36 protein-coding genes are annotated in these 26,147 nt (G+C 37.3%); 24 read left to right on the plus strand and 12 right to left on the minus strand.

Annotated elements, in window-relative coordinates:
• Window positions 1-3 precede the first annotated feature (3 nt).
• Window positions 4-354 (minus strand): YojF family protein, encoded by a 351-nt coding sequence (locus MKZ14_RS02365; protein WP_333006386.1) that lies wholly within the window; start codon window positions 352-354, stop codon window positions 4-6.
• 562 nt (window positions 355-916) lie between these two features.
• Window positions 917-1,198, minus strand: a complete 282-nt coding sequence (locus MKZ14_RS02370; RefSeq protein WP_016993385.1) for a hypothetical protein — start codon at window positions 1,196-1,198, stop codon at window positions 917-919.
• A 195-nt stretch (window positions 1,199-1,393) separates the two neighbouring features.
• Here MKZ14_RS02370 and MKZ14_RS02375 point away from each other — a divergent pair, with 195 nt between their 5' ends.
• Window positions 1,394-1,942: an acyl-CoA thioesterase gene (locus MKZ14_RS02375; RefSeq protein WP_016993384.1), complete on the plus strand. Its 549-nt coding sequence runs from the start codon at window positions 1,394-1,396 to the stop codon at window positions 1,940-1,942.
• 43 nt (window positions 1,943-1,985) lie between these two features.
• Here the strand turns inward: MKZ14_RS02375 and thiD are convergent, their stop codons facing one another.
• A complete protein-coding gene (gene thiD, locus MKZ14_RS02380; protein ID WP_274771469.1) occupies window positions 1,986-2,816 on the minus strand; it encodes a bifunctional hydroxymethylpyrimidine kinase/phosphomethylpyrimidine kinase in 831 nt (276 codons plus the stop codon).
• Between the two features lie 176 nt (window positions 2,817-2,992).
• Between thiD and MKZ14_RS02385 the strand changes: the two genes are divergently transcribed.
• From MKZ14_RS02385 to MKZ14_RS02405, 5 genes are all read left to right on the plus strand, one after another.
• The gene (locus MKZ14_RS02385; RefSeq protein WP_016993382.1) at window positions 2,993-3,670 is read left to right on the plus strand and encodes a uracil-DNA glycosylase; all 678 of its coding nucleotides are present in this window, start codon (window positions 2,993-2,995) and stop codon (window positions 3,668-3,670) included.
• A gap of 75 nt (window positions 3,671-3,745) precedes the next feature.
• Window positions 3,746-3,922 (plus strand): hypothetical protein, encoded by a 177-nt coding sequence (locus MKZ14_RS02390; protein WP_016993381.1) that lies wholly within the window; start codon window positions 3,746-3,748, stop codon window positions 3,920-3,922.
• On the plus strand, window positions 3,922-4,188 hold the full coding sequence (locus tag MKZ14_RS02395; RefSeq protein ID WP_016993380.1) for a YwdI family protein: 267 nt from the start codon (window positions 3,922-3,924) through the stop codon (window positions 4,186-4,188). The genes MKZ14_RS02390 and MKZ14_RS02395 overlap by 1 nt, the downstream gene beginning before the upstream one ends.
• A gap of 27 nt (window positions 4,189-4,215) precedes the next feature.
• Window positions 4,216-4,596, plus strand: coding sequence for a DUF423 domain-containing protein (locus MKZ14_RS02400; protein WP_016993379.1), 381 nt, complete (start codon window positions 4,216-4,218; stop codon window positions 4,594-4,596).
• A 163-nt stretch (window positions 4,597-4,759) separates the two neighbouring features.
• A complete protein-coding gene (locus tag MKZ14_RS02405) occupies window positions 4,760-5,935 on the plus strand; it encodes a M20 family metallopeptidase (protein WP_312124036.1) in 1,176 nt (391 codons plus the stop codon).
• 84 nt (window positions 5,936-6,019) lie between these two features.
• On the opposite strand, the gene gerQ is transcribed toward MKZ14_RS02405, so the two are convergent.
• Both gerQ and MKZ14_RS02415 read right to left on the minus strand, forming a co-directional pair.
• The gene (gene gerQ / locus MKZ14_RS02410; RefSeq protein ID WP_004227629.1) at window positions 6,020-6,355 is read right to left on the minus strand and encodes a spore coat protein GerQ; all 336 of its coding nucleotides are present in this window, start codon (window positions 6,353-6,355) and stop codon (window positions 6,020-6,022) included.
• Between the two features lie 22 nt (window positions 6,356-6,377).
• Window positions 6,378-6,803 (minus strand): cell wall hydrolase, encoded by a 426-nt coding sequence (locus tag MKZ14_RS02415; RefSeq protein WP_004227631.1) that lies wholly within the window; start codon window positions 6,801-6,803, stop codon window positions 6,378-6,380.
• Between the two features lie 246 nt (window positions 6,804-7,049).
• Here MKZ14_RS02415 and MKZ14_RS02420 point away from each other — a divergent pair, with 246 nt between their 5' ends.
• Entirely contained in the window at window positions 7,050-7,220 is a 171-nt protein-coding gene (locus MKZ14_RS02420) for a hypothetical protein (protein ID WP_016993377.1), read from the plus strand.
• 256 nt (window positions 7,221-7,476) lie between these two features.
• Window positions 7,477-7,659 carry a hypothetical protein gene (locus MKZ14_RS02425; protein ID WP_016993376.1) on the plus strand — a complete coding sequence of 61 codons (183 nt, stop codon included), beginning with the start codon at window positions 7,477-7,479 and terminating at the stop codon, window positions 7,657-7,659.
• A gap of 43 nt (window positions 7,660-7,702) precedes the next feature.
• Here MKZ14_RS02425 and hemQ read toward each other — a convergent pair whose 3' ends face one another.
• Window positions 7,703-8,452 (minus strand): hydrogen peroxide-dependent heme synthase, encoded by a 750-nt coding sequence (hemQ, locus tag MKZ14_RS02430; RefSeq protein ID WP_016993375.1) that lies wholly within the window; start codon window positions 8,450-8,452, stop codon window positions 7,703-7,705.
• A 156-nt stretch (window positions 8,453-8,608) separates the two neighbouring features.
• Here hemQ and MKZ14_RS02435 point away from each other — a divergent pair, with 156 nt between their 5' ends.
• On the plus strand, window positions 8,609-9,442 hold the full coding sequence (locus MKZ14_RS02435; protein WP_274771477.1) for a lipoate--protein ligase family protein: 834 nt from the start codon (window positions 8,609-8,611) through the stop codon (window positions 9,440-9,442).
• Between the two features lie 36 nt (window positions 9,443-9,478).
• Here MKZ14_RS02435 and MKZ14_RS02440 read toward each other — a convergent pair whose 3' ends face one another.
• Window positions 9,479-10,129 carry an RsfA family transcriptional regulator gene (locus tag MKZ14_RS02440; protein ID WP_004227650.1) on the minus strand — a complete coding sequence of 217 codons (651 nt, stop codon included), beginning with the start codon at window positions 10,127-10,129 and terminating at the stop codon, window positions 9,479-9,481.
• A gap of 234 nt (window positions 10,130-10,363) precedes the next feature.
• Between MKZ14_RS02440 and MKZ14_RS02445 the strand changes: the two genes are divergently transcribed.
• Together MKZ14_RS02445 and MKZ14_RS02450 are read left to right on the plus strand one after the other, a co-directional pair.
• Window positions 10,364-10,588, plus strand: a complete 225-nt coding sequence (locus MKZ14_RS02445; protein WP_004227652.1) for a DUF1450 domain-containing protein — start codon at window positions 10,364-10,366, stop codon at window positions 10,586-10,588.
• Between the two features lie 203 nt (window positions 10,589-10,791).
• Window positions 10,792-12,099, plus strand: coding sequence for an HD domain-containing protein (locus MKZ14_RS02450; RefSeq protein ID WP_036078208.1), 1,308 nt, complete (start codon window positions 10,792-10,794; stop codon window positions 12,097-12,099).
• Between the two features lie 78 nt (window positions 12,100-12,177).
• Here the strand turns inward: MKZ14_RS02450 and MKZ14_RS02455 are convergent, their stop codons facing one another.
• Window positions 12,178-12,363 carry a 2-hydroxymuconate tautomerase gene (locus tag MKZ14_RS02455; RefSeq protein WP_004231516.1) on the minus strand — a complete coding sequence of 62 codons (186 nt, stop codon included), beginning with the start codon at window positions 12,361-12,363 and terminating at the stop codon, window positions 12,178-12,180.
• A 166-nt stretch (window positions 12,364-12,529) separates the two neighbouring features.
• On the opposite strand from MKZ14_RS02455, the gene MKZ14_RS02460 reads away from it, so the two are divergent.
• Entirely contained in the window at window positions 12,530-13,048 is a 519-nt protein-coding gene (locus MKZ14_RS02460; protein ID WP_016994179.1) for a YwhD family protein, read from the plus strand.
• 351 nt (window positions 13,049-13,399) lie between these two features.
• Here MKZ14_RS02460 and MKZ14_RS02465 read toward each other — a convergent pair whose 3' ends face one another.
• Complete coding sequence (locus MKZ14_RS02465) at window positions 13,400-15,454, minus strand: PBP1A family penicillin-binding protein (protein ID WP_333006389.1); 2,055 nt, start codon at window positions 15,452-15,454, stop codon at window positions 13,400-13,402.
• Between the two features lie 315 nt (window positions 15,455-15,769).
• Here MKZ14_RS02465 and speB point away from each other — a divergent pair, with 315 nt between their 5' ends.
• A complete protein-coding gene (gene speB, locus MKZ14_RS02470; RefSeq protein WP_004231519.1) occupies window positions 15,770-16,642 on the plus strand; it encodes an agmatinase in 873 nt (290 codons plus the stop codon).
• Between the two features lie 47 nt (window positions 16,643-16,689).
• On the opposite strand, the gene MKZ14_RS02475 is transcribed toward speB, so the two are convergent.
• Both MKZ14_RS02475 and MKZ14_RS02480 read right to left on the minus strand, forming a co-directional pair.
• Complete coding sequence (locus MKZ14_RS02475) at window positions 16,690-17,895, minus strand: site-specific integrase (RefSeq protein ID WP_333006390.1); 1,206 nt, start codon at window positions 17,893-17,895, stop codon at window positions 16,690-16,692.
• Window positions 17,896-17,970: 75 nt separating this feature from the next.
• Entirely contained in the window at window positions 17,971-19,221 is a 1,251-nt protein-coding gene (locus MKZ14_RS02480; RefSeq protein ID WP_333006391.1) for a hypothetical protein, read from the minus strand.
• Window positions 19,222-19,364: 143 nt separating this feature from the next.
• Here MKZ14_RS02480 and MKZ14_RS02485 point away from each other — a divergent pair, with 143 nt between their 5' ends.
• From MKZ14_RS02485 to MKZ14_RS02510, 6 genes are all read left to right on the plus strand, one after another.
• A complete protein-coding gene (locus tag MKZ14_RS02485) occupies window positions 19,365-19,568 on the plus strand; it encodes a hypothetical protein (protein ID WP_333006392.1) in 204 nt (67 codons plus the stop codon).
• A 20-nt stretch (window positions 19,569-19,588) separates the two neighbouring features.
• A complete protein-coding gene (locus tag MKZ14_RS02490) occupies window positions 19,589-19,858 on the plus strand; it encodes a hypothetical protein (RefSeq protein ID WP_333006393.1) in 270 nt (89 codons plus the stop codon).
• A gap of 58 nt (window positions 19,859-19,916) precedes the next feature.
• Window positions 19,917-20,234, plus strand: a complete 318-nt coding sequence (locus MKZ14_RS02495; protein WP_333006394.1) for a hypothetical protein — start codon at window positions 19,917-19,919, stop codon at window positions 20,232-20,234.
• Window positions 20,235-20,273: 39 nt separating this feature from the next.
• A complete protein-coding gene (locus tag MKZ14_RS02500; protein WP_333006395.1) occupies window positions 20,274-21,266 on the plus strand; it encodes a DnaD domain protein in 993 nt (330 codons plus the stop codon).
• A 181-nt stretch (window positions 21,267-21,447) separates the two neighbouring features.
• Entirely contained in the window at window positions 21,448-22,056 is a 609-nt protein-coding gene (locus MKZ14_RS02505) for a hypothetical protein (protein WP_333006396.1), read from the plus strand.
• 58 nt (window positions 22,057-22,114) lie between these two features.
• A complete protein-coding gene (locus tag MKZ14_RS02510) occupies window positions 22,115-22,582 on the plus strand; it encodes an ERCC4 domain-containing protein (RefSeq protein ID WP_333006429.1) in 468 nt (155 codons plus the stop codon).
• A gap of 83 nt (window positions 22,583-22,665) precedes the next feature.
• Here the strand turns inward: MKZ14_RS02510 and MKZ14_RS02515 are convergent, their stop codons facing one another.
• Window positions 22,666-22,944, minus strand: coding sequence for a group-specific protein (locus MKZ14_RS02515; RefSeq protein ID WP_333006397.1), 279 nt, complete (start codon window positions 22,942-22,944; stop codon window positions 22,666-22,668).
• Between the two features lie 178 nt (window positions 22,945-23,122).
• Here MKZ14_RS02515 and MKZ14_RS02520 point away from each other — a divergent pair, with 178 nt between their 5' ends.
• The 5 genes from MKZ14_RS02520 to MKZ14_RS02540 all read left to right on the plus strand — a co-directional run bounded on the left by MKZ14_RS02520 (window position 23,123) and on the right by MKZ14_RS02540 (window position 26,105).
• Complete coding sequence (locus tag MKZ14_RS02520) at window positions 23,123-23,416, plus strand: hypothetical protein (protein ID WP_333006398.1); 294 nt, start codon at window positions 23,123-23,125, stop codon at window positions 23,414-23,416.
• Window positions 23,417-23,890: 474 nt separating this feature from the next.
• Window positions 23,891-24,505 carry a BRO family protein gene (locus MKZ14_RS02525; RefSeq protein WP_281115431.1) on the plus strand — a complete coding sequence of 205 codons (615 nt, stop codon included), beginning with the start codon at window positions 23,891-23,893 and terminating at the stop codon, window positions 24,503-24,505.
• Between the two features lie 200 nt (window positions 24,506-24,705).
• Window positions 24,706-25,017, plus strand: a complete 312-nt coding sequence (locus tag MKZ14_RS02530; protein ID WP_281115430.1) for a hypothetical protein — start codon at window positions 24,706-24,708, stop codon at window positions 25,015-25,017.
• Window positions 25,018-25,039: 22 nt separating this feature from the next.
• A complete protein-coding gene (locus tag MKZ14_RS02535; protein ID WP_333006401.1) occupies window positions 25,040-25,471 on the plus strand; it encodes a hypothetical protein in 432 nt (143 codons plus the stop codon).
• Window positions 25,472-25,475: 4 nt separating this feature from the next.
• A complete protein-coding gene (locus tag MKZ14_RS02540) occupies window positions 25,476-26,105 on the plus strand; it encodes a hypothetical protein (RefSeq protein ID WP_333006403.1) in 630 nt (209 codons plus the stop codon).
• Window positions 26,106-26,147: the final 42 nt, after the last annotated feature.

Here is a 26,147-nt window from a genome sequence, read left to right on the forward strand (position 1 = left end):
CCCTTAGTAAGTAAATGGCGTTTCACTAATTTCAAGTGCAATCGCCAATTTTCCAGAGTAGTCTAGTCCAGCCATTAATAAACGGCCTAAATCATCTAATTCGAAATGTGTAATGCCCTGAGCATAAACCCAGCCATGAGGTAATTTTAAACCAACACGATGAGGTGCATGATCTACAACCTTAGCAAGCTCATAATTAATTGTAGCATTACGAATAAAAGCACCTGCATTAAAAAACTGTTCATCATAGTGTGCTGCATAAGATCCGTTTGTCGTCTCAAGATGAATATAAACGTCTTTGTTGGCGAAAGAATTCAGCAATGTTTGCAACGTCTCTACTTGTACTTCTTGCATCTTAACACTCCTCTCGATCATTTCTCCTTTAAGTATAGTAAAAAAAATTCACAAAGGGAAATTGATTGCTTTGATATGAAAAATTGATGATATGCATTTATATACCTCAGCGCCATGGGGGTCGGAATTTTTTGAGCGTGTGAAATTTGATCCTAGCATCGAGGGAAATAAATCATCATCTCTAAATCTATGACAAGTTCCTAAGCAATATTCTTGAAAAAATTATTGTAATGTATCAATATAGGGAATGTGGAAATAAATATGTACAAAATGTGTCGTTTCGTATTGTATCCGTTTTCACATCTGAAAAGATATTGCAACCATGATTTCTTCCTAATTCGTGTGTGTAGACAGCTCCAATTGTTGAAGGGAGTATTATTTCAGAAATAACGAATTCTATCTTGGTACAATAGATGACGTTCCTTGAACAGGCTATAATTGGTAGCTGTGAAAAAGGGAAGAAAGATGAAGCTCATTATCATAGTATAATAAAAACCGCGACTCTCTTTTATGACGGAGAGTCGCGGTTTTTTATTAAAAATTAGTGTAGGCTATGTATTTGTTAGTATCGATTAAGCTTTCGTTCTATTGTATCTAAACGATTATTAACATTTTGTAATTGTTTAAACATTTGCTTCATATAAAGATTTTGATCCTGTTTTTCATTATTTTTGGCATGTGCCAATTCTTCCTCCTCCTGCAGAGCTAATATTGTGGCAAGGGTGGATAAAGAGTAACCGAGTGTTAATACGATGGAAGCAATTACTTCAACTTTTGAAGAGGTGATTTCTCCAGCTAGTAAACCTGATTCTTCCGTTAAGTCCTCTACCTTATTTTTTTTCATTTTTTCCCCTCCCATACAGCTAATATATGGGGTGGGAAGCATTAACGTATCTTGTCCTATTTTAATCTTTATCTGATAGATGCTAATCATTAACGGATTGTTTAATGTTTGTAATTTTCTAATAATTACATTGATTTTTCCATTTAAATATAGCATTATAGTAGGAATAAACAAACGTTTAGAGGGGGAAATGATGTGAATAAGGACTTTAAATATTGTAAGGAATCAAGAGTGATGCGTACAAGTCGTGTGTTTCCAAACGATGTGAATAATCATAATACATTATTTGGTGGACGGTTGATGAGCGATATTGATCAGGTTGCTTCTATTTCGGCTGCAAAGCACAGCAGGAAAGATTGTGTCACAGCTTCAACTGATTCTGTTGATTTTCTACATCCCATTCGCCCTACAGATTCGGTTTATTTCGAATCCTATGTAACATGGACTGGAAGATCTTCTATGGAGGTTTTTGTCAAAGTTATTTCTGAAAACTTGAAAACTGGAGAGAGAAAGGTGGCAGCGACTGCATTATTAACATTTGTGGCATTGGATGAAAATAATAAACCAGCGCTGGTCCCACGAGTAATTCCTGAAACAGTAGAAGAGACAAAATTGCATGAAACAGCTTCAGAACGAGCGAAGGCACGTGCTGAACGTAAAAAGGAAAGTAAAGCGTTAGCGCAATTTATATCTATGAATGATCCATGGGATTATCGGCTAGAAATGATGGAGAATTATATGTAAAAAGAGGGATGTCTCAAATGACTTTGAGACATCCCTTTCATCTTTATATTTCTGTTACTGTTACGTGTGGAGCGCCGAAGCGAGATTTCGCTCCATGCATGACAGGCCCTACATAATCATTTAACGCCCAACCATGTGCAATAGCAGCAGATACAAACTCTTTTGCTTCAATGACTGAATCTTTAATAGTAAGACCGTTAGCAAGATTGGCTGTTACAGATGCAGCAAATGTACAGCCTGCACCGTGGTTATTTGTAGATGCAACTTTTTCAGATTCTAATAAGTAGAATGCTTCACCATCAAAGAATAAGTCTGTTGCTTTTTCTGTAGCTAGGGCCTTTCCACCTTTAATGACAACAGCTTTAGCCCCTAGCTCATGGATTTTGCGAGCGGCCATCTTCATGTCGTCAATGTTTTTAGGTGTACCTATGCCAGCTAATTGTCCAGCTTCAAAAAGGTTTGGTGTTGTTACCGTTGCTAGTGGTAAAAGATGCTGAATCATGGCATCTGTATTACCGGGATTCAGTACTTCATCGTCCCCTTTACATACCATAACAGGATCGATGACAACATTTGTAGTGCCTGAATTTGCGATAGCCTCTCCAGCAATACGGATAATTTCCTCTGTTGAGAGCATCCCTGTCTTAATGGCATCAATTCCTGTTGAAAGAGCTGTGTCAATTTGTTTTTGTAGTAAATCAGTTGGCAAAGGTGTGACGTTGTGTGTCCAGCCATTCGGGTCCATTGTTACGACAACTGTTAATGCCACCATCCCATATGTACCATGCTCCTGAAATGTTTTAAGGTCGGCTTGCATCCCTGCACCGCCTGATGTATCTGAACCAGCAATTGTTAATGTTTTTTTTAGAGTCATTTTTAAAGATCTCCTTTATTGTCTAGAGTTATAAAATTACCATCTAGTATAGTCTGATTCTGATTCTATAAAAATAGCCAGAATACTATATTTTTATATGGTCAGTTTCAACTGATGCTTGAATTCATCGTTAATTTTTTGTACCGTTGTAAGAAGAGAAAGGGGCTTAAAGAGCGATGAAACAAGTATTCCCGAATGATTGGCAAGAAGTACTCAAAGATGAATTAGAAAAACCTTACTATCAAAAACTACGTCAATTTGTCGCAAATGAATATTCGACACAAACCATTTATCCACCTATGAATGATGTAATGAACGCATTTTATACAACAGCATATCATGATGTGAAAGTTATTATTTTAGGACAAGATCCTTATCATGGACCTAATCAAGCTCATGGGCTAAGCTTTTCTGTTAAACCAGGTATTCCACATCCTCCTAGCTTACGGAACATGTTGCAAGAGCTACAGGATGATTTAGGCTGTCCAATTCCTCAAAATGGAACACTAACAAAGTGGGCTGAACAGGGTGTTATGCTATTAAATACGGTGCTTACAGTTCGAGCAGGACAAGCGAATTCCCATAAAGAACAAGGGTGGGAGCAATTTACCGATGCTGTTATCGATCTATTAGCTGCAAGGGAAGAACCACTAATTTTTGTATTGTGGGGTAAACCAGCACAACGCAAAAAGCAATTAATCCGAAAATATAAAACACCTCATGTCATACTCGAAGCGCCACACCCAAGTCCATTAAGTGCTTATCGAGGATTCTTTGGCAGTAAACCTTATTCAAAGATTAATCAGCAATTAGTAGAGTGGGGCAAGCAGCCAATTGATTGGTGTTTAGAATAGATTGGCACAAATCGTTTGCTTTATACGCTTTAGCAATCATGTTACATTTAATATAGAAGAAAGTGAGGGACATTGATGAAGGTGAATTGTTTTAAGTGTCAATTTTTTAAAGTAACCTGGGACCCTCAAACCCCACGCGCATGTTCAGCTTATGGCTTTAAAACAAAGCAAATACCATCCGTTGTTGTGAAGCAATCATCGGGTGTAGATTGTTTAAAATTCGTACCAAAAGTAGAAAGTGGGAGAATGTAATGATTTCTTATCAAGCTGTTATACAGCAACTTGAAAAACAATTATCTAACGCCAAAAATGCGGGAAATGATCAGCAAATTCGTGAGGCGCTTACAGCCATTCGAGCATTATGTGATGTGGTGTTAGATTCTTCAGGTGATGCACCATCTATCACTCCCCATAAGCACGTACCGCAGATGCTTGTGTCAGAGACAAAACCATCCTCTTTATATACAGCAAAGATCGAAGAAGATGGAGCAAATGGCGATTCGATTTTTGATTTTTAATCCATTTTAAAGGCAGGGTAACGAAAAATGAAAAGATTTATCGTGACAGGTGCTCTTCATGGCCTATTAGCAGTAGCATTCGGTGCATTTGGTGCACATGCTTTAAAGGAAGTTTTAGATGAATATAGTCGAGGTATTTGGGAAACGGCTGTGCAATATCAAATGTTTCACGCTACAGGATTATTAGTTATCGGTCTGTTAATGAGCTCTAAACTATTAGGTGAAGTGAAACAATTAAATCTAGCAGGTATTTTCTTTAACCTTGGGATTGTTTTCTTTTCGGGGAGCTTATATGTTCTGGCGATAAGTGGAATAAAAGTATTGGGAGCTATTACACCAATCGGTGGTGTACTATTTTTAGCTGGATGGCTACTTATTATTTTTACTGCTCTCAAGCATGCACGTTAATTTTAAGTTGACTCTCTTACATTATTTGTAGGAGAGTTTTTCTTTGTGATCAGTCATAATTTTAAGATAGGGATTTAAATCCTATCCATTTTGTAAGAATTTATAGTACACTACTACTATTACTTGCAATATTTCGAAAATACCAAAAGTGAGGTTATGTAGTATGGAAAAACTATTTACATTACTAGATGCTAACTATGATGAGATGGTAGGGATTCGCCGCCATTTACATGAATACCCTGAATTGTCCTTTGAAGAAGTGGAAACGCCATCCTATATAGCTACTTTTCATAGAGAATTAGGTCATGAGGTTCGAGAAGGAGTGGGAGGGCGCGGTGTCGTAGCGATATTACGTGGCAAAAAGCCTGGTAAAACGGTGGCATTGCGAGCGGACTTTGATGCATTAGCGATACAAGAAGAAAATGATGTACCTTACAAATCTAAAATAGCTGGGAAAATGCATGCATGTGGACATGATGGACATACAGCTACATTGCTTGGGCTAGCTAAGGCATTAAATGCGATGAGGGACGAAATTGAAGGCAATGTCGTATTTATTCATCAGCATGCAGAGGAAGTGGCACCAGGTGGAGCTAAGCCGATGATTGAGGATGGTTGTTTAGAAGGAGTAGATGTTATTTTTGGAACGCATTTATGGGCACCTACACCATTAGGAGAAATTTTAGTGAAAGATGGAGCCATCATGGCTGCCGCGGATAAAGTAGAAATAACGGTTCAAGGAAAAGGTGGACATGGCGCAGAGCCGCATCATTCCATTGATGCTGTTACCCTTTCCTCCCAATTCGTCGTCAATGCTCAACAGCTTGTCTCAAGACGTATTGACCCATTGAAATCAGCTGTTTTAACAATCGGTCATTTTGAGGCGATTAATCCGTTTAACGTTATTGCTGATCGGGTAGTATTGGCGGGGACAATTCGTACTTTTGAAGAAGAAGTACGCACACAAATGGAACAAGAGTTAGAAGCAGTATTAAATGCGACCTGTCTGGCATTTGGGGCAAGTTACGAATATCGTTACACAAGAGGTTATCCACCCGTTTATAACCATCAGAGCGAAACCGAGTTTGTGGCACAGATCGCGTCGACTATACCAGGGGTAGATCAAGTAATAACATGTCCTCCGTTTATGATTGGGGAAGACTTTGCGTATTATTTAGAAAAAGTACCTGGCACATTTTTCTTCACAGGTGCTAAAAAGCCTGAATGGGAAAAGGCCTATCCGCATCATCATGCACGCTTTGATTTTGATGAACGTGCAATGCTCATTGCAGCGAAAACCTTAGGTAAGGCAACTTTAACGTATTTAAAAGAAAATTGAGCATAGTGAATGATAAAAATCCGCATACGCCCATCGACTTTTGGTCAGTGAGTGTATTGCGGATTTTTACTCTAGAAGATAGAATTATGGATTTTGATTAAAGTAAGCCATTTCTTCATCATACTCAGCAAAATCGAAATAAATCATAGGGAAAAGAAAACGATGATTAGACTTAAGCTCACGAATAATGACATGATCTCGACCAGCAGCTTCTACCACACCACGAACAGTTTTTGTGTTTTTTCCCTGCTCTACTGCGTGCTCAAAAGAAAAATGGAAGGTAGCTGGTTTTCCACGATTCAAACGCAAAATATTTTCTATATAGGACTCCTCACGGCCTGGTGGTCGTCCGCTCGGGAGTGTGACTGGAGGAGGAGTCATTTGTTGTTGCGTTGTTGGTGTCCAATAATAAGGCATCATCAATTATCAACCTACTTTCTTTTTAAATTTGAGGACAATCTTGTTCAGTTGGCGAGAAAAAACAATGGGATTTGAATCTGCCAGTATTCCATTGGCCATACCATTGGGCAGGACAATCACCTGCTGGCATGAAAAACCACAAAGAGCGGGTAGCTGGATGAAATCTTTCACCCTGAATCACCCTTTTAGCTAACCGAATATCTTGATCACGTGCTCGTTGATAAAAATAACCCTTTTGTGTTGCCTCAAAGCCTCCCGGACGCTGATAAACCATTTGTTCAATTGTTCGAATATCACCAAAATCTAAACAATCACCTCTTACACGATTAACGCCAACATTCCCAACCATCAGCATGCCTAATTCTCCTTCACCTTCTGCTTCGGCACGCATTAGTCTTGCGAGTAGGGCTGTCTGTGCATCATTCGTCTTAATAACAGCGATTTTCATACCTCCTCGCAGACAGTATATGCATGAAGGTATTGTAGACATGTTCAATTTTGTTAAGAAAGACATTCACACATTAAAGTTACTATGCATATAGTAGTAATAACGACAAGTACGTAGAAATTACTTCGAAACCCTGCAAGATCCGATAGTTTTTTTATCAAAAAGGGTAAATAGAAAAAAATAGAATTAGGGGAACGTGAGATCAATGAATTGCATGTGTATCTAATACATGTGAGGTGATGGCTTATGGAAATTGGCGTTTGGTTTGGGATTCTATTAAGTGCAGTACTGGCTTTTCTATTAGGGGAGTTTTATGGACAGCCACTCCATTGGTATCTCTTTATTGTCATTATAGTGATTGGGTTTTTTATTCAAACGGTAATCTTAATTTTAAAAGTAAAGGACGAGAGCTCTTAATGAAGTGTACAAAAGAAAGTGTTGGGGTTAAGAAAGTGTCATCGCTGAAGGATGGCACTTTTTTATATTGAGTATAAATGTTCTAGTGTGGAAAGCAAAGCATCAGGAAAAATGACTTTTCCTTAATAGGCGATGAATGCTTGTTTTAGCTGCTATTTCAATGAGACGTAATTATTCTTACCTTGCAAGTATATTAAAAATATACCGAGACATACTAAAAATGACTTAATTTTTGCTTTTATGAAGGAGCGTTTTCATGCGTATTTTTAGTATGTTTGTAGCGATCATCATCAGCGCTTTTCTGGCAGTTGGAATAGCAGAATATTATCATCAACCATATAATTGGTATTTAGTTTTTCTTATGATGCTAACTGGATTTTTTATTCACATTATTATTTTAATCTTCGAATCCGAAAATGCAGAAGAAAACGAAATTTAAAAATGCGAGTCCGCCAATATGGACTCGCATTTTTAATTAGATATTAAACAGTTAGGAATTTAACCAATTTTTCTTTATCAAGTAGGTTGCCGACGAAGAATTCCCCGAACTCGCCATAGCGTGCCGACACTTCGTCAAAGCGCATTTCGTATACTAGTTTTTTGAATTGTAGTACGTCATCAGCAAATAAAGTGACGCCCCATTCGTGATCATCGAAGCCTACAGAGCCAGTGATAATTTGTTTTACTTTACCAGCATAGCCGCGACCAATCATCCCGTGAGAACGCATTAATGATTTACGCTCATCCATTGATAACATGTACCAGTTATCGTTCCCTTGACGGCGTTTATCCATTGGATAGAAGCATACATATTTAGCACGTGGAAGTTCAGGATATAGACGCGCACGTACATGTGGATTTTGGTAAGGATCTTCATTTGATTCGCCAGCTAAATAGTTTGAAAGCTCTACAACAGATACATAAGAGTATGTAGGAATTGTAAAATCTGCAATAGCTAATTTATTGAATTCCGCTTCAAGCTCTTGTAACTCATCCATCGTTTCACGCAATGTCATAATCATAAAGTCTGCTTTTTGACCAACGATTGCATAAAAAGCATGAGCACCTGTTTTAGCTACGTCTGCTTCGTTCAGTTTTTCTAAATAAGTAATAAACTCCTCTACTGCTGCTTGACGTTCCTCTGCAGAAACAAGTTTCCAAGATGCCCAGTCGATTGAGCGGAAATCATGTAAAGCGTACCAACCATCTAACGTAATTGCTGCTTCATTCATTATTGAAAACACTCCTTTATAAGTGAATACCATTCAAAAATTAGTTTATCATAGTTTGTACAAAATCCCTAAGTTCATGATAGTTATTCACGAATTTGACACCAACTAAAGATAATGTATTCTAAAGAGAAGAGATGTAATTAGAGGAGTACCAATATGAAACATATTTTACAACAGCCAATTTGGCGTTATTATGATCAATCCATTAGTGCGAAGCAAAGGTCACCGCTTGAATCTTTTGCGACGGACGATACGTTGTGCCAATTAGTTGGCCAATCGATGTCTCCGCCAACAATTCGTACATGGGTGCATGAGGCATCTGTTGTACTAGGTATCCAAGACCACCGTTTACCTTATGTTCAGCAAGGTATGGAATTACTAGAATCTAGAGGCTATCATCCTATTGTTCGTAATTCTGGTGGATTAGCGGTTGTGCTAGATGAGGGAATTCTCAATATTTCCATTGTATTGTCTGAACAAAAAGAGTCACTCAGTATAAACGATGGCTATGATGTGATGGTTGAACTTGTGAAGGGATTGTTCCCAGAGGTAGCAGAAAAAATTGAGGCTTATGAAATTGTGGGTTCTTATTGCCCAGGTTCTTATGATTTAAGTATTGAAGGGAAAAAATTTGCTGGCATTTCACAAAGACGCTTACGACAAGGGGTGGCAGTGCAAATTTATTTATGTATTGAGGGAAGTGGCTCGCAACGTGCGGCCCTTATCCGTGATTTTTATGAACATAGCTTACAACAAGAGGAAACAAAATTCACTTACCCTCAAATCATGCCCGAAGTGATGGCTTCGCTATCAGAGCTTGTAGACCCAAATTTAACTGTAGAAGCGGTTGTTATTCGTCTACAACAACTACTTAATTATTGGGCCGAGGAAGTACGTCCACAGTCCTTCTACGATGAAGAATTAGCGTTGTATGGTTTTTATTTACAGCGTGTTTTTGAACGCAACACCAAAATGCTTGAACGAAAGTAAATGGGTTGATTATATGAAACAGAAAAAGCGATGCGGCTAATTTAGCGCATCGCCATTTTCTGGTTGATAAATAGAACTGCTAGTTACAAGATTTCCGTTCTTCTCCATTTTAAAAACGGGTGCAATTCGCTCTTCCTCTTCATCAAGCGTAACAAGACGTCTAGCACGGTTCATAATTTGAACAAATTGCTCGTAATCTTTGCGAATCGCTCGATTTTCTTCTTCTAGTTTTGTAATGGTTTTCTCTAGTTTTTTATTTTTCTCAGATGTTACATGGACAAGTTGTCGCCATTTTGAAGATTCATTTCCTACTTCACCAGAATGCTGTAAACGTAGTAAATAAGCTATGACAATATCAAGAGAAAGGGCAGATAGCGGAATTGATTTTCCTTCTGCGGCACTATTATTGACAGTAAACATACTAGAAGCACGGCGTCTTGCTGGTGCTCCCAACACTCGCATTCTCTCTTTTCTTTCCTTTTTAGCTTCTGCTAGTTGCTCCTCGTATTCTTTACGAACAACAGCATTCCAACGAAAACCACAGGCTGCAGCAGTACGATTTAATGCATCGCCTGCTTCTTCAAAGGCATTAAGCTGTGTACTACCTTCTGTTACATGACGGATTACAGCCTCTGCTAGTAATTCATCATTTTCTTTTAACCAAGCATCTTGTCTTACTTTACTCATATTAAAATCCTCCCACCTTTATCTGGAACTTGTTATTTAAGACTAGCATGACCAATCTTTTAACCTTTTATTCATCTATGTAGAAGGAATTATGCTTGAATAGAAGGGGAAAAGTACGATACAATACCCGATGTAGGTTTGTGCACATGCTGCATACTTAAATATGTGAAGGTCATGTGTTCAATAGAGCGATTATGTTTTGAAAAATACTATATAGAAAGGGTTGTTGACAAAATGGCAAACGAATTTAAAGTTTGCGATGAATGTCAGGCCGTTAACTTAAAGACGTTAATTCCAAAATTAAAGGAAATCGATCCTGATGCAACCATCGAAATTGGCTGTCATTCTTACTGTGGGCCAGGACGTAAAAAGACATTTACCTTTGTAAATAGCCGACCTGTTGCTGCATTAACAGAAGATGAACTAATGGAAAAGGTTTTAGCAAAATTAAAAAAGTAAAACTAAAAGCTATCTCTACTTGGGGGATAGTTTTTGTTTTGCTCATTTTTATATGTTGAGAAATTAGACCAATGTAGACTTAAAAATAATGATGAAAGTAATTGAAATAGGTTGTTAATATCTATAGAAAAATGGCAATAAGTATGCTAGTCCTAGATTTATCGCATATAATAGAACTATAACAAAATGGGGGTGCTATCCAAATGACATATGCAAACGCTAAATTAGAAGAAGAAAAGGTATTTAAAGACCCTGTACACCGTTATGTACATGTTCGAGATCAAGTGATATGGGATTTAGTGGGTACAAGAGAATTTCAGCGTTTACGTAGAATTCGTCAGCTAGGTACCACATTTTTAGTATTTCATGGAGCAGAACACAGTCGCTTTAGTCATTCTCTAGGGGTTTATGAAATTGTACGCCGCATAGTAGATGATATCTTTGTAGGTCGTCCAGATTGGGATGAAAGCGAAAGATTATTAGTATTATGTGCAGCCCTTTTACATGATTTAGGTCATGGACCATTTTCCCATGCTTTTGAAAATGTATTTGAGCTTGATCATGAAGATTATACAAGGCAAATTTTGCTGGGGGATACAGAAGTAAATGCGATTTTAAAAAAAGTGGCAGATGATTTTCCAGAAAAGGTATCCCAAGTAATTGAAAAGACATATCCAAATAAGCAAGTAATTAGTTTAATTTCGAGTCAAATTGATGCAGATCGTATGGATTACTTACAACGGGATGCTTATTTTACAGGAGTTAGCTACGGTCACTTTGATATGGAGCGGATTTTAAGAGTGATGCGTCCACGAAAAAACCAAGTAGTGATCAAAGCAACAGGCATGCATGCGGTGGAAGACTATATAATGAGTCGCTATCAAATGTACTTACAAATTTACTTTCATCCTGTTTCACGAAGTGCAGAGGTAATTTTAAATAATATATTAAAAAGAGTAAAACAATTAAGCTTAGAGGGCTATACATTTAAGCATGAGCCTACTCATTTCCTGGCATTCTTCCGAAATACTATTACATTAGAGGATTATCTTGCGTTAGACGAGAGTATACTTTTTACATATTTTCAGTTATGGATGCAAGAAGAGGATGCAATTCTAAGTGATTTAAGTCGCCGCTTTGTCAATCGTAAGCTATTTCAATACATTGATTTAGATCCGGGGGTGGAGCTCAATAAATATCAAAAACTCCAAGAGCTTTTTAAAAAAGCAGGATTAAATCCCGATTATTACCTTGTACATGATACAACGGCAGATCTGCCATATGATTTTTACAGACCTGGAGAGGAAGAAGTGCGTGTACCGATTTTTTTAGAAATGAAAAATGGTGAGCTACGGGAGCTTTCACGTGAATCAATTATTGTTGATGCCATCTCAGGGCGAATGAAACGAGATCATAAAATCTATTTCCCATTAGATTTCTTAGAGGACGACTCTTCACATCCAACGATCAAACAACAAATACTAACATTGTTAAGAAGAGACGGAAAGTAAGTTGTTTCTGACAACATGATTTCCATGAAATCTTATAAAAAGGGTAGGGCACTCTAATGTGCTCTACCCATCTTACTATTATTTGTCGCTAAAACGAACGCCTGCAACGCCGTAATGGTTTTTAGACATTTCTTCAATAAAAACTGTTACATTTTCTGCAGGTGCATTAACTGTGCGAGATACTGCTTCCGTTACTTCTTTTACAAGAGCACGTTTTTGTTCCTCTGTACGACCTTCAAGCATTTTCACTGTTACGTATGGCATAATATTGCCTCCTTTATAGAATAATGTTGTATAGTTAGTTTATAAGAAAGTATAAACTTCTTACTTGCGTTGAGGCATATGCGCAATGGCGAAAATAGTGATTGTTTCGATAAAATATGCGTTGATATGCTTTCCTTTATAATAGCAGAATGGAGGATATTTAAGTATGACAAATGAAGAAAAACCAAAACAAAAAATGGGTTTTACCATTATAAAAAATGATCCAACAGATGGACATAAAGGGTTTGGTATCGGTTCACTTTCATTAGAGAATGTATCGCCCGTCATTATTGATGTAGAAGAGGGAACGGCTTCTGTTGAAATTGGTGCCATGCATGCACGAAGTGATGTAGAGCGTGGGATAAAATTTACAATGGACCGTGCTGATTCAGAGGGAGGAAAACCGTATTGGCTCGTGTGGGTGACGATAGACCATAAAGAAAATGGGCCATATTATGCGGGGGTTACAGCCTGTGAGATGGTTGTAAATCGTGAAAAAAGACGTGGCTATAAAATTCTAGCTGATCATGTGAATAAAATGGATAAATCCATGAAACGTCATATTATTGTAGAGCATATGGATGCATCATCTAAAAAAGTGTTAGCTACTTTCCTTGAACAACTTAATCCTGAAATGTGGGAACGGAGTGAGGAGCAATTGCGTCAAGACTTATTTGTCGAATAGACTCGTAATGATTGAACAATCTGTGACATTTTGCGATCGCTTTCGATATTAGGTTGAAAGTGGGTTTGAAACAAAGTACACTTGAGGCAGAGCTTACATTTTAGTAAGCTAGGACACTTGGTATCGCGAATGTGATGAGCGCTATGCGGCATTTGAATAACCCAAACCCAAGCCAAATGCCCCATGATGCTCATACTTCGCGGACCATAAAAAAGAAAAGCTTTCTGTTCCCACGGACACGTCTCCGGGGAAGAGAAAGCTTTTCTTTTTTTCGTTATCAGTTACTTTGTCGAGAGCCTTCATAGCTTAAAACGTATTAGGTTTAAAAAGGTTTCCGAAATTATTTTGTTTTTAGTCCTTAAATATAGAGAAGGGTAGCATATTCCAAAATTCTCCCCATGTATTACTGTCGAGAATATCGAAGTTTGTACATTTTTCAGTTGGTACATCCTTGGACTCTACATAGACAAGACGTTGTTTAGGACAAGCGTCAGTCGCTAATTTACCTGTTTCAATATCAATGACAACGCCTTCTACACCTTTAGGTTTTTTGAAATCCTCATTTTTTGTACCTTTGTTGACCGTTTCCATAAAGTCAATCCAGATTTGCTTTGTTGCAGCAGTATCTTCTTTTGTCGTAAGATTTTTACCCTGATCATACCCATTCCATACACCAGCAGTAAGTCTTGGTGTAAAACCAATTAACCATTGATCACTATTGGTAGAACCTGATTTAGCAGCATATGTGTGTGTCATACGTGAACGAATACTGATTCCTGTAGCAGGTGAATAGTCACTGAAAACCGGATCAAAAATACCTGTCATCATTTCTGTTAAGATATATGCATTTTCTTTAGAAATGGCTGTTTCAGCTTTGCTTGCAACATCTTTGTTTTCATAAATAACATCACCATGTGCATTTTTAATAGAGACAATGGTTGTTGGTGCTGTTTGCTGACCTTGCGATGCCAAAATATTATATGCATTTGTCATTTCATATAATGTCGTTTCAATTGTTCCCAGTGCAATGGATAAATTATCCTTCGCGCCAATCCCTACATTAAAACGGTTTGCCATATCATGAAACGCTTTGAAGCCAATATCCTCTAAGGTTTTTACTGCGTAAATATTATCTGAGATAGCAATAGCTTGTGCCATCGTCATATCATGATCTGCAAATTGACCATTAACGTTTTTAGGTGCATAAGAGCCACGCCCATTATCATAAGTAAATGTTGTTTCACCAACATCTAAAAAAGTTAGTGGAGTGTAACCATTTTCAAGCGCCGCTGCGTATAAGATCGGCTTAATGGTAGAACCTGGTTGACGTTTAGCTTGTGTAACTCGGTTAAATGAGCTTACTGAATAATCACGACCACCGACTAATGCAGTGACAGCTCCAGTTTTAGATTCCATACTCACGAACGCAGATTGCAAATCATTGGCAGGCATGTTTTTGGCTACCGCTTCTTCAGCCGCTTTTTGATGCTCCAGATTAAGCGTTGTTTGAATCGTCCAACCACCTTCACTAATATCAAGGTTTTTTGATTTTAAGATTTCACTGGCTTCTTGCCAAGCCACATCAAGGAAATAAGGGGCAACAGATTTGGTTGCAACCCAGCTATCATTTTTTAAAACAAGCTGTTCATTTTCAGCACGCGTTTTTTCTTCTTGTGTAATGGCGCCTTGGTCTGCCATAAGTTTTAAAATAACGTGTTGACGATTGGTAGCCTTATCTAAATTGGCAATTGGTGAGTAAATACTAGGTCCTTTTGGTACGCCTGTTAGCATTGCTGCTTCAGCAAGCGTTAAATCACTGGCAGATTTTCCGAAATAGAAACGACTGGCAGCTTCTACGCCATACATGCCATGACCATAATATACTGTATTTAAATAGCCCTCTAGTATTTCGTCCTTGTCATAAAAAACTTCTAATCTATAAGCATACAGGGCTTCGTTTAATTTACGTGTCCAAGATTTTTCATGGGAAAGGTAAAGGTTACGAGCATATTGTTGCGTAATGGTACTAGCTCCTTGAACCTTACCACCAGCCTTAATGTCCACTAAAATGGCACCAGCAATACGTGAATAGTCGAAACCACCGTGCTGATAAAAGTCTTTATCTTCTACAGCAACCACTGCTTCCTTTAAATAAGGTGACATCTCATCGAGGCCAACCCAATAACGTCGTTGATTTGTAAAGTGATCCCCAATTTGGTTCTCATTTTCATCTAAGAAAATAGAAGCCTTTGGTACGGTTAAAGGCGGTGCACCAGCCACTTGAACATAGATGCGGAGTGCGACAAATGCTACGACAATTGCAGATGTAAAGGCCACAAATAGCGTAAGGCTTTTGCGAGTGCGCTTTACACGCTGTTGCTTTCGATGATAGCTTTTTCGTTTCATCCGACTTCACCTCGTTTTCTCACAACTTCGAACTTAGCTTTAGTATGTGTTCGAACATTCATCTTTAATCGAAATTCTACCTAAAAACTATTGCACTTTATTCAAAAACATCTATACTTTTTTTGTACTACTTGAAATGCTGGCATTCGACAAAAAAATCGCACCTTGTAGATTTTAATCGAATTTTGCTAGGCGTTCCAATAATGTATACGAGGTTAAAAGGATACAGGTTTCATTACAATCCTGTAAGCCATAATAGAAGAAGATGAAAAAATGATGATCAACACAATATTTTAATTATACGGAGGACTAGCAATGAGATTTGATGAAGCTTATTCAGGAAATGTTTTTATAAAAAGTCATCCTACATATGACGATGCACAGGCAGTAATTTATGGCATGCCAATGGATTGGACAGTAAGTTATCGTCCAGGATCACGTTTCGGTCCACAGCGTATCCGTGAGGTATCAATTGGTCTTGAAGAGTACAGTCCATATCTAGATCGTGAGCTTGAGGAAGTAAAGTACTTTGACGCAGGTGATATTCCACTACCATTTGGAAATGCACAACGCTCATTGGATGAAATTGAGAAATTTATTGAAAAATTATTAGCGGATGGCAAGATTCCTGTTGGCATGGGTGGGGAGCATCTAGTGTCTTGGCCAGTAATGAAGGCTGTATCAGCTAAATATGATGATCTTGCTATTATTCACTTTGATGCACATACGGATTTACGTGTGGAATATGAGGGAGAGCCTCTTTCACACTCTACACCAATCCGTAAAATTGCAGAACATATTGGACCAAAAAATGTCTATTCATTTGGTATCCGTTCAGGTATGAAAGAGGAATTTGAATGGGCAAAGGAAAACGGCATGCACATTTCAAAATTTGAAGTGCTTGAACCATTAAAAGAGGTCCTGCCAACGCTAGCTGGACGCAATGTGTATGTAACAATTGATATCGATGTGTTAGATCCAGCACATGCACCAGGCACTGGCACAGTGGACTGCGGTGGTATTACTTCCAAAGAATTGCTAGCTTCCATCCATGCTATTGCAGCAAGTGGTGTAAATGTAGTAGGCTTCGACCTAGTTGAAGTAGCACCAATCTACGATTCTTCAGAAATGACAGCAAACACAGCTTCAAAATTATTACGAGAAATGATCTTAGGCTGGGTAAAATAAGTAAAGCTTTATAAAGGTTGATATGAAGCGGTTTGAGTGGGGTTTAGCTATAAGCTAGCCCCACTTTTAGCCCCAACTGCCTTTAAACTTTCACTAAATACGGATACTGTTCGTGCCTCCATCTCTTGGAGAACGTGACCATAAACGGTGTGGATCATCTCTGGAGTATTTCCTAATCGTTCGGCTATTGCCTTGACAGGAATACCGTTATTCATAAGTATGGTGGCATGTGTGTGCCTTAATCCATGTATCGTTGTCGCTGGTAGTCCAGCCGATTCTACAAAGCGGTTAAAAATTGAGTTTAACCCTGTGGAAACAAAAGGCTCTGCTGTGTGAGGCGATAAAAAGATAAATGAACCATCTTTGGTTAGATCACTATGCAGTCTACGACCATGTGAAAGTAACAACGCTTTAACAGCCGTTTGATAGCTCTGTAGCTGCTGCAACACTATATCGTCTACTTTTATGGTACGCTCACTGTTCTTTGTTTTAGTGGAGCCTACACCGTTATTTCCTCTGGTTCTCTCAATGGTAATCGTTTGATTGGCAAAGTCGATATTTCGCCATTGAAGCCCCAATGCCTCACCTTTACGCATACCTGTATAAGCAATCGTTAAAAATAAGCTGTAGTATGCAATATCCCCATGCTCCTTAATATGATTCAGTAATATACTAAGTTGGCCAGGTGTGAGATAGTTCTTTTCTGTTTCCTTATCTCTTAGAGAGGGAAGGGCGGTTCCCTGTAACTTATTGCGAATTAGGATTTCTTCCGCAACGGCTGCATTCATAGCAATCCTAAAAATCGAATGCAAAGCACGAATCGTAGAGGGCTTTAGCTTGTCCTCTAACACATTGATAAACGACATTTGATAAATCACTTTATCAAGCTTCTGCAACTTGTAGGAGCCAAGAAGGGGCTTAAAATAAAGCTTTATGAAACCCTCACGCTGAGTAACAGTAGAAGGTTTCCATTTACCTTTATTCATGTCAAACCACATATCTAGCCATTGAGAGACGGTTAGGTTATCATGTTCTATATGTTTTGTTTCACCACGCAGCGTTGCAGCCTTCACTTCCAGTAGGGCTTTCAATGCTGCCTTTTCTGTTTTAAAGCCACTTTTCTTCTTCTCACGACGCTTTCCAGCAGCATCATAATACTTATGTCGAAACATCCATAGTTTTTCTTTATTCGCATTGAAATAGTGATATATTTCAGGTTCTTTTGCCGATTTATATAATTTCACCTTGTCCATTCCTTTCATGCTTGGCGGCGTGTGTACAGGAATAGGTGAGTTGAAATACTCCAAAATAATTAAAGCTTATTTCTTTCAGTTTACTTTATTGATTATCCACTGCTGAATCGTTTCTGGTGATTCATTAATAATTTGCGATATTTCTTCAATACTATTTCCTAATTCTACTAACGATAGCGCTCTTTCCTTATTTCTTTTAAGTCGTTGGTTATAATTATTTTCACAGCTACTTCTCTTTTTAAATGGTAATGGTGAACAAAATCGTTGTTTTCCATGAGTTGATTCAAAAATATGACCACAATTTTCACAACGTTTTAATTCAGTATTGTTTAACAAGGAGTCCTTAATTTGATTATAGGCAACTTCAAATAAATTGTTATATAGTTTAACTTCGAAAAAATCCCCATCAACTGAATCCGTTATTTTTGTATTTATCGCAACCTTCTCTGTTATAGCTTCTGTTAGATATTTTCTACATTGAGCTAATGAAAATTTATTATTATTATCTAAAATGTTTTTTTCATATTCCCTCTTAAGAGTTTGTATTTCAGGAGATCTATTTATGCTAACGCTACTTATTTCTGATACTGCTTGAATAAATCTTTTTCTTTCATATATCTTATTAGCTAATTGCTCATCATTAGTTTTTACTGCTACAAACATATTGAATATATTTTGATATTCAACTAATTCTTTATAAATAAGTGCGGTTGAAGCAGCTCCGAAATACAGAAATGTATTATATTGCTTCAAATCCATGAGAGCACCATATTCGGACTTTTTAGAAAGATCTACTCCTATTGGAATACCGAAACTCTTTGTAAACTTCTTCAAACTAGATATTTCAAATAGTTCTAACTTTGCTAATTCGGTGAAAAGACCAATTCCTTCCTCAGGAAAACGAAATGACTTTACCGAGTTATCCTCTTTCCTAAAAACATAGTTTGAAATTGCTTCTTTTGAAAGGGTAATGATAGGTGAATTATTTAATGGAATTTCGTCTAAGATGTCCCGCGGATTATCGGTCCAATATTTAGAAACTAATTTCATTAAGTAATCCTCTAGAGAAGTATCGAAATATTTTTCTGAAAAATCAGCCCATTTTGTTATTGTGTCATCATTTATACTCTCTAATATGTCTTTCGCAAAGAAGTACGAAGTATAACCTCTAGAAGAATTTTTATCATAGAAACTTTCCAGAATTGAATGATCAATTTCAGCTTTAGATATAAAATTATCTAAATTTTGGAAATGGAAACCATGTTCATAGATCTCGTAGGGGTTAATTACATAAATTATCGTATTTCCAATGATATTTGAATTCATAAATATAGTTCCTTTCTTTAAAAAATAAGCATAAAATGATTATTTTATGTTGATATTTTCATTTGTTGTTGCTATTCTTTAGATAGATTATAGCAAAATAAGCATAAAACAACAACAAAATGCTTATGCAAGGAGTGTGGAAAATGAAGATCGTCCATTTAAAAAAGATAATTAAAGATAATGGTCTTAAGCAGTGGCAAGTAGCAGAATTTTACGGCTTGAATGAAAGTAATTTTAGTCGTTTGTTAAGAAAGGACTTACCTCACGATAAGGAAGAAAAAATGCTTGCAGCTATAGAAGCAGCAATAGTGGAATACGGTGAGAAAGAGAGAATAGAAATTATTTAATAAAGAAGGAAGGGAAGTAAATGATACCAACAAAAATTGAACTTCAATTAGATAAAAAGCAGATTCAACAACATATAGAAAAACAACTCGATGAGTCTATTCAAGCGCAACTTTGGTTTGTATCAGTAGAGCGACTTGCGTTACTAACAGATATGTCTAAACGCTGGTTAGAGGATGAAATACTTTGTGATCCGCGTATGAGGGCAATTGAACGTAAAAAGAATCGAAAGCGTTGGTATTTGGCGCAACAGGCTTTTGAAGTAATAACTGAAATTACAAGCGAATGGTAAAACACAGCTATGGCGGCGTGTGTATGGGAGTAAGTCAGAAAACAGGAGGATTAATGACATGTATGAAAGACTAACAAACGATGAATTACGTGTATATCGCATATTAGAAGACTTAAGAGATTCAGAGAGTTTAACAGGTTCACAAATAATGGAGCGATTAATGATTAAGGATCGCCGTTATTTTCACCAACTTATTTTTGAATTGCGGTTGAAGGGAATACCTATTGTAAGTATTAAGAGCGGTAATCATTCGGGCTACTGGCTAGCACGAAATAGAGATGAGCTTGCCTCCTATTTACATGACAAGGAACTGTATATAGCCACTCATAAGAAAATCATTGAAGCCATGAGGGGAGCTGCGGAAGTAATATTTTAGCTTCAACATTATGAAAAGGGAAGGGAGGTGTATTAATGGATGCTTGGTTGGATTAGTTTACACAGGAAATTGCAAGAACACGAAATATATGCTGATCCTTATATGTTGAAATTATGGATCCATTGTTTACTAAAGGCATCCCATAAAGAACGAAATCAATTGATAGGAAATCAGGTTGTTAATTTAGAAGTGGGGCAATTCATAACAGGTAGAAAAGCACTTGCGAATGAGTTTAACAAAGGCGCTAAAGATACCCATATTATTTCAGAAAGTACATTGTGGAGATGGTTGTTATTATTTGAACAGTTGCAAATGTTGAACATCAAAAAAACTACGAAATATAGCATTGTTACTGTGGTTAACTGGTATGAATATCAAAGGACTGAACAACAAATGAACAGCAAGTGGACAGCAGATGAACAACAGATGAACAGCATTAGAACAGCAAGTGGACAGCAACTGGACAACAAACGAACAGCAGATGAACAACAGATGAACACAAACAATAATGTTAATAATTTTAATAATGTTAACCATGATAATAATTCAAATAATAATAACAACGACAACAATGTTGACTATGAAAATAATGTTAATAAAAGAGAAAGACCGACAGACAAAGATCTTAAAGACTCTTTTCCCGCCTCTAGTATTACTAATAGCGTAGATAGAGAGACGGTAGAAGAGACAAAAGAAAAAACAGTTGTTGGTCGGTCTGTTCCTTCACTCGATGATTCTTTTGAGAATAAAAAGTTTGTAAGTAACCTTAATCGTTCAGAACAAATAGCTAGTATCGAAAAATCTATTCGTTTTACTTTCGATAACGCTGACGAACAAGTTTATAAAGAAATACAAGGATGGCTTATGATGCATAGTTACGAATTAGTAAAAGAAGCAATAAAAGTAACAGCTCAATTAGAAGATCCGCCTAGTAAGCTAAGTAGTCATATTTTGACTATGTTAGCAGATTGGAAGAATCAAGGTATTAGCACTTATGAGCAATTACAAGAAAGACAGGAACAGACAGCATAACCTACTAGAAGTTTCATCGAATAACCTTGTTAGGACAGAAAGCCTATAGATGTGTTTTTATTATGAATTCGATGAAATTTTATAAGGTTGATAGTTAAAATCGCTTCTATGGCTTCTTAAATAGCTTAAATTGGATGTTTGAAACAGAAATTAAAAAAATAGTAAGGGAGTTGAGCATGATATGAGAAAACGTAGACCTGAAAAGCATGCATTGTATGAGCGTGCTTACATGAGATTATTAAATAAATACAGAGCTGACCAATCACAAGATCAAGGTACTTATCTTGTGAAGATGGCATGGCTTGGTGTGAAGATAGTAGGCTCACAACCTGATGCCAGAACGAGAGAAGAAGTGGTGAAACAATTTGAATTCATCGAAAATATTCAAGGATGCCTTTCTACGTTAAGACCTAAGCAATTCGAGCAATTATTCCCCATTGAAAAGAAATATGATGGTGAAAAATATGAGGTGAAAGATTACTTTTACACTCGCAAATATATGGACAAGCTACCACAGGATGAACCGATTGGACAAAATATTTCAGAATTGCTTTGGGAGTATCAAAACTGGGATATAAATTTCTTCACCGTAGAATCAATGGGAGCTATAAGCGCTATGAGACGTTTTGACGGTCATTTAGGATTGTTTGAAGAGTTTATAGCACAACAAGGGAAAGACACGACCAACACTTTCAAAAACAGTAAAGGACAGGCTTATTATGTGCGACATGGAAAGCCACAAAAAATAAAAACGAGCAAGTCGGACCACTTGCGTCTAGTAAAGGGGTGATAAGTTGTTAGCAACATTCAAATATACCGATACTGAATTGAAAAAGCTATTAGCTTCTATGATCGTGCTGGTAGACACAAGAGAACAGGTCAACCAGCACATTATAAACTATTTTCAACTTCATAATATCCCATTTACAGCTATAAAGCTAGATACAGGGGATTACAGCGCGATGCTTCCGCAAAATTTCGAGCTGGGTATATACCGAGATACCTACTTTCCATTCACTGTGGAACGTAAGAACAGCATTGATGAATTGGCTAGTAGCATCAAAGAGGAACGGTTCGAACATGAGTTAATTCGCTCACAAAAATCACATTTTACGCTTTTGATAGAAGGTAGTTACTCTGACTTGGTGCATGGTAACTACAGGAGCCAGTTCAATCCAAAAGCATTGCTCGCACGAATCAAAACATTTGAAGCACGGTACAGCTTCTCTACAACGTTTTTGAATGATAGGCAATTAAGTGGCAACTGGATATACAACCATCTTTATTATCATGTTCGAGCAGCGTTGAAAGGATAGAAAGTTTAGTTCTGAACAATTTAAATCTCCTAAAAAAGGTAGTAATCGGACAAATCAGACACCTTAAAAAGGGAAGCGACTATCTAAGACCGAGGTTGTTGTTTCAGCCAAGTGTTTAGATATTCTTCAGTTTCTTTAGATGGCATAAGCCACTTTGTACCGACTTTATATTTAGGGAAATCAGGATGATAAAAGAACTGCTCGAGAATGAATGATCTGCTCATACATGTTCGACGACATAGCTCCTTTAAGTCCCAGAAGATTAAATCTGAATTAATTTCTTGAATCTGTGCCTTGATTTCTTTCTGTACAAGACGTTCCATTTTAGCTTTATCGATAGAAACGGTGATTATTGAGTTCATAATTATATCTCTCCTTTGATAGTAAATCTCACAGTTGATAATTAGGCTGTGAAAAGGGCGTATTTTTATGTAGTAATACACTCAAAGGTTGCAAAACATTGCAATAATTACAATTTCAATGGGTACACATAAAGCAAGGAAAGTAATTTTATACGTTTTCAGTGAAGGAGTGTCTATTGTGAATCTTAAATATGATTGGAATTGGATGCGAGAATATTACGCACGTTCTCAGAAGAATAGCCGTACATCGTTAAAGGATGTTTCCCAGATCTTTGAGGTACCTTATCAAACTGTTAGGAGAGTAGCAGCAAAAGAAAATTGGATAGGCAATGTAGCTGTTTGCCAATGTGCTGAATTGATCGAATATTTTCCGAGTACGGAATACCAAGAAAAATATTTGAAATTTGCTGTGTCACTAGCACATCGAGATTATGAGAAGTTGGAAGAAATGTACCGGTTTGATGAATGGTAACGTTACGAAACAAACAACGTTCCTTTTGAAAGGCTACAAAAGCTAATATAAATTACACTTTTTAATGCTCTGGACATGTTGAGAAATGTTAAGGTTGCAACGTTTCCAAAACGGAACTCAATTCACTTCCCAAACGGAACAGGACCGTAAGAAAACGTAAGGTATTTGTGATGTTAGAGCCTTGCAAAACCTAACATTTTTACGGAGTACTCCATTGCAGTACTCCAAACATTTCGTTGTAGTACAAAATTGTATAACCATAGAAAAAACAGCTACTTCATAGCGTTATTTTGATAGTTGATTGGAACGTTCCAAAACAAAACACAAATACTTTTGCAAAACAAACAAACCCCAAGAAAACCCATGAATTAGAACGAAAAGTATGCATCCAAAAGTGTGTGTATCCAAGAAAAAAGGATGCAACCTTTTCATCCGATGGTTGCAATGTTTGAAAAATGAGAGGAGGAAAACATAGTGGACATCAAAACAGAGAAATGGCTCGATTATGAAATACGTTTTGTTTGGTATAAAGAAGAATGGTGGGCAGTGGCCAAGGATGTGTCAGATGCGCTGGGATACACAAGGACAAGTAATATGCTCCGAATGCTTTCTAAAGTACAAAAGGATACTCACTTAATGAACACCCTTGGTGGAGAACAAAACATGTCAATTATATCTGAACTTGGCATTTATAAAGCAATTATGCGGTCAGAAAGACCAGAAGCAGAAAAGTTTGAAGTTTGGGTATACAAAATTCTAAAACAACTCCGTCAGTCATCAGGTTTAGAAGGTTTTCAAATCTTTAGGATGCTAGACAAAGTACATCAAAAGGAAACAATGGCTAAGTTGCAACAATCATTGCTAGAACCAACAACGGTGAGCTTTATAAAAGCAAACACAATTGCTAACAAAGCTGTATCAAGTCGTCATGGGCATGTGAAATCTCTAAAGAAGAATCAAATGACACCTGAGATGTTGATTGAACGAGAGCCAATCTTAGCCGATACAGTTGATTTAATGATCGCAAAAGAGAAATTCCGACTTGATTTGTCAGTCAGTAAGAAAGTCTATGAAAAGTATGTGCATTAACAGCAGTAAAGCTTATTAATATGTGCACCTAGAATGCAACCATGCTAACTTTTGCTAACATTTTTTCGTATTAAGGATGCTAAGAAATGCTAAGGTTCCATTTTATAAATGATAGCTTTTGATAACGTTTTCTGTGTAAAGATGTGACTTTGTTTTACTCAGATTTTTTCCCGAACGAACACCGTGAATGAGGTGATACTATGCAACGCCAAAGAGACGAACGAGGGCGCTTTGTAAGAGGTAATACAGTGGCAGTAGGTAACAAAGGAAACCGTCATTCAAAATATGGCAATGAGAATGCAAAAAAGCACGGAATGTATTCTAAATTGTTATTTGCTCAAGAAATAGTTGGTGATGAACTTATTTTGCATGCCTTTCACAAAGGCGTTTCTATCCGCTTCTATGAAGGTGAATGGATTAATAACGGAGACAGCTTCATTATTCTTGGTGAAAAAGGAGAACAAGCTAAAGAATTGTTAGGAATGCCATTTAAAAGAGTGAAAGTTAAATAGCACTTAAAAGGCGGTGGAAATATTGACTTTAGATGAACTAAAACGCTTCTTCAAAAAGCAAATACCTGCAGCATACGAATCATTAAAAGAAGCGGAGACCATGCCAGAAGGTGAGGTAAAGCGTTATAAAATATCCGCTGCTATTGAGGTAATTGAAAAGGCACAGGGTATTCTTGAAAGTTGCTGTACCGATTTGAAATTTAAGGATGAGCTTATCCTAGCTCATAGGGTTGAGAATGTGCCAAGAGAACGTACAGCCATGATTTTCTTTGATTACGTAAATACCGAACCCACAAGAGCTATTAAAAATTTAAAAGCATTAGAGGATTTAGCGTACAAAAAGCTACTTAATCTTTTAAACAATCAGGAGATCTGTTCAGAAGATTTATCAAACACTACACAACAAAGTATGGCTGACCGCTTAAAAGCAAGAGAACAACGAATGAAAGGGTGATAGCATGCTAACAGACAGTCAATTTTGGGCGTATTTACATGCACAACGAGAATTAGAAGAAATCGAACGAGTATATCAAGCGGAGCGACAAGAAGCCTATGAAGGTATTGCTCCGACGATAACAGGTTTCGATTATGGCAGCGGACGCATCTACAAATTGGCTTGTCACGTTGAAGATTATGCTATTTACCTGGTAGAGCTTTATGAAAAACGAAATCAGCGTATGAATCGAATGAAAAAGCGTGTTGAAGTATTAGAAGAAGCAACTTCCCTTCTCTATGATGACGAGCGAGCGCAGTATGAGGCTTGGAAAGTAAATCCTGTTGATTTATACCCTGATATATTAAAAACGCTGAGAGAGTGCTTAAACTACGTTTTAGAGCGGGAGCAAATAAAAGAATGTGCTCATGAAATGTCAGTGACTGAATGGGATGCGCAGATAGAGGCTATGGATGATGAAGAACTGTTTTCAGATTACTGGGATTGTGATGGTTCATTCGATCAGGACATTATGAAAAGACGGGAGAAAGAAAAACAGTATGGCCGGGTTGAATTATCGGAAAGCTCGTTACAGAAGTATGCTGAAAAGTTTACGATAAAAGACTTCTTCCGTAAGACAGCAGCGTGTTATTAGCATTGTAGGTACTATGTATGTTCTGTAAGTAACTACATAGAA

It is taken from the genome of Lysinibacillus sp. FSL P2-0066 (genome assembly GCF_037969495.1).
In the GTDB taxonomy this organism is placed as follows: Bacteria; Bacillota; Bacilli; order Bacillales_A; family Planococcaceae; genus Lysinibacillus; species Lysinibacillus boronitolerans.

Excerpts from the sequence above, each read along its gene's own strand:
- MKZ14_RS02365 (WP_333006386.1), bottom strand. The coding sequence starts at position 354 with ATGCAAGAAGTACAAGTAGAGACGTTGCAAACATTGCTGAATTCTTTC.
- MKZ14_RS02370 (WP_016993385.1), bottom strand. The coding sequence starts at position 1,198 with ATGAAAAAAAATAAGGTAGAGGACTTAACGGAAGAATCAGGTTTACTA.
- thiD (WP_274771469.1), bottom strand. The coding sequence starts at position 2,816 with ATGACTCTAAAAAAAACATTAACAATTGCTGGTTCAGATACATCAGGC.
- MKZ14_RS02385 (WP_016993382.1), top strand. The coding sequence starts at position 2,993 with ATGAAACAAGTATTCCCGAATGATTGGCAAGAAGTACTCAAAGATGAA.
- MKZ14_RS02390 (WP_016993381.1), top strand. The coding sequence starts at position 3,746 with ATGAAGGTGAATTGTTTTAAGTGTCAATTTTTTAAAGTAACCTGGGAC.
- MKZ14_RS02395 (WP_016993380.1), top strand. The coding sequence starts at position 3,922 with ATGATTTCTTATCAAGCTGTTATACAGCAACTTGAAAAACAATTATCT.
- MKZ14_RS02400 (WP_016993379.1), top strand. The coding sequence starts at position 4,216 with ATGAAAAGATTTATCGTGACAGGTGCTCTTCATGGCCTATTAGCAGTA.
- MKZ14_RS02405 (WP_312124036.1), top strand. The coding sequence starts at position 4,760 with ATGGAAAAACTATTTACATTACTAGATGCTAACTATGATGAGATGGTA.
- gerQ (WP_004227629.1), bottom strand. The coding sequence starts at position 6,355 with ATGATGCCTTATTATTGGACACCAACAACGCAACAACAAATGACTCCT.
- MKZ14_RS02415 (WP_004227631.1), bottom strand. The coding sequence starts at position 6,803 with ATGAAAATCGCTGTTATTAAGACGAATGATGCACAGACAGCCCTACTC.
- MKZ14_RS02420 (WP_016993377.1), top strand. The coding sequence starts at position 7,050 with ATGGAAATTGGCGTTTGGTTTGGGATTCTATTAAGTGCAGTACTGGCT.
- MKZ14_RS02425 (WP_016993376.1), top strand. The coding sequence starts at position 7,477 with ATGCGTATTTTTAGTATGTTTGTAGCGATCATCATCAGCGCTTTTCTG.
- hemQ (WP_016993375.1), bottom strand. The coding sequence starts at position 8,452 with ATGAATGAAGCAGCAATTACGTTAGATGGTTGGTACGCTTTACATGAT.
- MKZ14_RS02435 (WP_274771477.1), top strand. The coding sequence starts at position 8,609 with ATGAAACATATTTTACAACAGCCAATTTGGCGTTATTATGATCAATCC.
- MKZ14_RS02440 (WP_004227650.1), bottom strand. The coding sequence starts at position 10,129 with ATGAGTAAAGTAAGACAAGATGCTTGGTTAAAAGAAAATGATGAATTA.
- MKZ14_RS02445 (WP_004227652.1), top strand. The coding sequence starts at position 10,364 with ATGGCAAACGAATTTAAAGTTTGCGATGAATGTCAGGCCGTTAACTTA.
- MKZ14_RS02450 (WP_036078208.1), top strand. The coding sequence starts at position 10,792 with ATGACATATGCAAACGCTAAATTAGAAGAAGAAAAGGTATTTAAAGAC.
- MKZ14_RS02455 (WP_004231516.1), bottom strand. The coding sequence starts at position 12,363 with ATGCCATACGTAACAGTGAAAATGCTTGAAGGTCGTACAGAGGAACAA.
- MKZ14_RS02460 (WP_016994179.1), top strand. The coding sequence starts at position 12,530 with ATGACAAATGAAGAAAAACCAAAACAAAAAATGGGTTTTACCATTATA.
- MKZ14_RS02465 (WP_333006389.1), bottom strand. The coding sequence starts at position 15,454 with ATGAAACGAAAAAGCTATCATCGAAAGCAACAGCGTGTAAAGCGCACT.
- speB (WP_004231519.1), top strand. The coding sequence starts at position 15,770 with ATGAGATTTGATGAAGCTTATTCAGGAAATGTTTTTATAAAAAGTCAT.
- MKZ14_RS02475 (WP_333006390.1), bottom strand. The coding sequence starts at position 17,895 with ATGGACAAGGTGAAATTATATAAATCGGCAAAAGAACCTGAAATATAT.
- MKZ14_RS02480 (WP_333006391.1), bottom strand. The coding sequence starts at position 19,221 with ATGAATTCAAATATCATTGGAAATACGATAATTTATGTAATTAACCCC.
- MKZ14_RS02485 (WP_333006392.1), top strand. The coding sequence starts at position 19,365 with ATGAAGATCGTCCATTTAAAAAAGATAATTAAAGATAATGGTCTTAAG.
- MKZ14_RS02490 (WP_333006393.1), top strand. The coding sequence starts at position 19,589 with ATGATACCAACAAAAATTGAACTTCAATTAGATAAAAAGCAGATTCAA.
- MKZ14_RS02495 (WP_333006394.1), top strand. The coding sequence starts at position 19,917 with ATGTATGAAAGACTAACAAACGATGAATTACGTGTATATCGCATATTA.
- MKZ14_RS02500 (WP_333006395.1), top strand. The coding sequence starts at position 20,274 with ATGCTTGGTTGGATTAGTTTACACAGGAAATTGCAAGAACACGAAATA.
- MKZ14_RS02505 (WP_333006396.1), top strand. The coding sequence starts at position 21,448 with ATGAGAAAACGTAGACCTGAAAAGCATGCATTGTATGAGCGTGCTTAC.
- MKZ14_RS02510 (WP_333006429.1), top strand. The coding sequence starts at position 22,115 with ATGATCGTGCTGGTAGACACAAGAGAACAGGTCAACCAGCACATTATA.
- MKZ14_RS02515 (WP_333006397.1), bottom strand. The coding sequence starts at position 22,944 with ATGAACTCAATAATCACCGTTTCTATCGATAAAGCTAAAATGGAACGT.
- MKZ14_RS02530 (WP_281115430.1), top strand. The coding sequence starts at position 24,706 with ATGCAACGCCAAAGAGACGAACGAGGGCGCTTTGTAAGAGGTAATACA.
- MKZ14_RS02540 (WP_333006403.1), top strand. The coding sequence starts at position 25,476 with ATGCTAACAGACAGTCAATTTTGGGCGTATTTACATGCACAACGAGAA.